This is a genomic window from Paenibacillus terrae (assembly GCF_000943545.1).
GTDB lineage: Bacteria > Bacillota > Bacilli > Paenibacillales > Paenibacillaceae > Paenibacillus > Paenibacillus terrae_A.
This window is the reverse complement of the sequence record NZ_JTHP01000147.1, coordinates 1-3536: the sequence shown is the minus strand read 5'-3', so window position 1 is coordinate 3536 and position 3536 is coordinate 1. Positions and strand designations below refer to the sequence as shown.

Annotated in this window: 3 protein-coding genes; all 3 read right to left on the bottom strand. The window is 45.9% G+C overall.

From position 1 onward, the window contains the following. Positions 1–767 (bottom strand): thymidylate synthase (thyA, locus tag QD47_RS29225; RefSeq protein WP_044649425.1); only part of this gene is annotated, 767 nt, incomplete at its 3' end. A 328-nt stretch (positions 768–1095) separates the two neighbouring features. After that, positions 1096–2517 carry a dihydrolipoyl dehydrogenase gene (gene lpdA, locus QD47_RS29220; RefSeq protein ID WP_044649424.1) on the bottom strand — a complete coding sequence of 474 codons (1422 nt, stop codon included), beginning with the start codon at positions 2515–2517 and terminating at the stop codon, positions 1096–1098. Positions 2518–2520: 3 nt separating this feature from the next. Beyond that, positions 2521–3536, bottom strand: a 1016-nt coding sequence (locus tag QD47_RS29215; protein WP_044649423.1) for a dihydrolipoamide acetyltransferase family protein, incomplete at its 5' end; no start/stop codon positions are given.

Sequence of the window (3536 nt, the reverse complement as noted above, 5' to 3'; positions counted from 1 at the left end):
GGATGATATTCGTAGTTCTCAAAAGTAAAGTCCTCGTACGTATAATCAAATATCGAATCCGGTTTACGAAGGATTTTGAGCTGAGGCAATGGATAAGGATCACGCTCCAGCTGCGTATGCACTTGTTGCATATGATTTGAATAAATATGCACATCGCCGCCTGACCAAATGAATTCGCCCGGCTCCAAACCACACTGCTGTGCAACCATATGCGTTAGCAATGCATAACTGGCGATATTGAAAGGAAGGCCAAGGAAGGTATCGACTGAACGCATGGTCAGCATGCAGGAAAGCTTCCCTCCTGCCACATAAAACTGAAATACAAAATGGCATGGCGGGAGCTTCATTGAATCGATTTCAGCCACATTCCAAGCGCTGACGATATGTCGTCGGGAATCCGGGTTGTTTTTAATCGCTTCAATGACATTTGTAATCTGGTCAATATGTTGACCGTCTGTTGTTTCCCACGCACGCCATTGCGATCCATATACAGGGCCCAGATTCCCCTGCTCATCTGCCCATTCGTCCCAAATGGTAACCCCGTTCTCCTTGAGGTAAGAAATGTTGGTATCTCCCCGCAAGAACCACAGCAACTCATGGATAACGGATTTCAAATGTACTCTTTTAGTGGTTACCAAGGGAAAGCCCTTGGCCAGATCAAAGTGGAGCTGTCTTCCGAAAACAGAGAGTGTTCCCGTTCCAGTACGGTCCTCTTTTTTCACTCCATTTTCCAATATATCCTCCAGCAGTTCCAAGTAATTGCGCATTTTATTTCTCTCCTTTAAGCATGAATAAACATCGGCATTAATAGAATCCGAACGTATATGAACGTTAAAAGCGTCTCACGTTCACGTACAGTATCCAGTATTCAATGCCCACAGCGTCAAATTCTAATCTAGAAAAGACCTACTATTCTGCACCCATATCTATATTTAGTTTATCATGGACTACGCTTTATTGACTATCTACTGTGTGAATTTTCATAGACGTCCTGAAAATCCTAAAATATGAAAAAAAGAGGCAAAGAACGCAGATATAGCGCTCCTTGCCTCTCTTTCCATGTATGAAAATCAAAAACGAGATAATGAATTGGGATTAGCGACGTGGTGCCAAAGCGTGGATCGGATGACCCAGCACGACTTCCGCTGCTTCCATAACGATTTCGCCCAGTGTAGGGTGAGCATGAATAGTCAAGGAGATATCTTCGAGTGTAGCACCCATTTCAATCGCCAGACCCAGCTCAGCAATAAGGTTGGAAGCTTCCAGACCTACGATTTGCGTACCCAGTACCAGACCTGTGTCTGCGTCAGCTACGATTTTAACAAAGCCTTCAGTAGCGTTCAGGGAAACGGCACGGCCGTTTGCTCCATAAGAGAACTTGCCGACTTTGACATTGTGGCCTTTTTCTTTAGCTTGTGTCTCAGTGTAGCCTACGCTGGAGCATTCTGGATCTGTGAAAACAACAGCCGGAATACATTTGTAGTCTACTACAGACGGTTCGCCTGCGATCGCTTCAGCAGCCACTTTACCTTCGTAAGAAGCTTTGTGAGCCAGAGCAAGACCAGCAACGATATCGCCGATTGCAAAGATATGAGGAATGCTAGTGCGTCCTTGGTGGTCAACTTTCACCAATCCACGCTCATCCAGTTCTACACCGATCAGATCCAGACCCAGTTCACCGTCTGTGTTTGGACGACGTCCAACGGTCACAAGCAGGTAATCAGCAGTTACTTCTTTGCTTTCGCCGTTAACGGAGAATTTCACCGTTACGTCTTTATCTGTTTGCTCTGCACTTTCCGCTTTAGCGCCAGTGAAGATTTCAATACCAGTTTTCTTCATGCTCTTCGCAACGATCGAAGTCATGTCCTTGTCGAAACCAGGAAGAACGGTATCCATACCTTCAATGATTGTTACTTTGGAACCGAATTTGGAGTACATTTGTCCAAGCTCTGCACCAATGTATCCACCGCCGATTACGATCAGGCTTTTCGGAATTTCAGGCAGGTTCAACGCTTCTGTAGAAGACAGAATACGTCCGCCAAACGGGAATGGTTTCAATTCAATTGGACGGGAACCTGTTGCGATAATCGCATTTTTAAAACGGTAGCGTGGTGATTCATGTTCGTTGAATACACGCGCTTCGTTTTCGTTGATGAACATGCACTCACCATTGAAAACTTCAACTTTGTTGCCTTTGAGCAGACCGCTTACGCCGCCAGTCATTTTCTTAACAACACTGTTTTTGAATTCTTGTGTTTTAGCAAAGTCAACTTTTACGTTCTCAGCAGTAATACCGAAAGACTCGCCGTGTTGGGCAGCTTCATATTGATGAGCTGCAGAGATCAAAGCTTTGGAAGGAATACATCCACGGTTCAGACAGACACCGCCCAGCTCCGATTGGTCAACGATCAATACGTTTTGTCCCAATTGTGCAGCACGGATAGCAGCTACATAGCCGCCAGGACCCGCACCGATAACCAATGTGTCAATATCCAGAGAAGCGTCTCCTACTACCATTGATTACACCTCCATAACAAGCAACTCAGGGTTAGCGAGCAGCTGTTTGATATAGTTCATGAAGTTTTGAGCAGTTGCACCGTCAATAATACGGTGGTCAAAGCTCAAGGAAAGAGCCATTACAGGAGCGGCAACAATTTCACCGTTTTTCACAACTGCTTTTTCACTGATACGGCCAGTTCCCAAGATCGCAACTTCAGGGAAGTTGATGATTGGAGTAAAGAACATACCGCCTGCGGAACCGATGTTAGAGATAGAAATTGTGCTTCCTCTCATCTCATTGGCAGCCAGTTTACCATCACGACCGCGTACAGCCAGATCACGAATGGAATCAGCGATCATCCAAATGCTCTTACGGTCAGCATCTTTAATTACAGGAACGATCAGACCGTTGTCTGTATCTGTAGCAATACCGATGTTGTAGTATTTTTTGTAGACGATTTCGTTTGCTTCTTCGTCGATCGAGGCATTCAGAGCCGGGAATTGACGGGAAGCTGCAACCAATGCTTTTACGATGAATGGCAGGTATGTTACTTTTGTGCCTTTCTTCTCAGCGATTGGTTTCATACGAGTACGGAAAGCAACCAGCTCGGTTACGTCCACTTCGTCCATAATCGTAACGTGTGGAGCCGTGTAAGCCGATTTAACCATAGCGTTGGAAATCGCTTTGCGGATACCTTTAAATGGTACGCGCTCTTCCTCAGCACGTGGATCTGCTGCTGGTGCGGATGGCGCTGCAGCTTTCGCTTCTTTTTTAGCTGGCTCTTGTGCTTTTGCAGTTTCTTTCGCTGCTGGTGCAGCCGCTTGGCCTCCACCATTTTTGAAAGCTTCTACATCTTCTTTAGTGATTTTACCATTTTTGCCGGAGCCACTCACTTGAGCGATGTTTACACCTTGCTCACGTGCAAATTTGCGTACGCTAGGAGTAGCCAGCACGTCTTTATTTGTTGCAGCAGGAGTTGCAGCCGGTTTTGTGTTAGCTCCGCCTTGTGCAGCATCCTGTTCTTGTTTAGCGGCAG

Bases quoted from the DNA above. Each gene is read 5' to 3' on its own strand.
- lpdA (WP_044649424.1), bottom strand. From the start codon at position 2,517: ATGGTAGTAGGAGACGCTTCTCTGGATATTGACACATTGGTTATCGGT.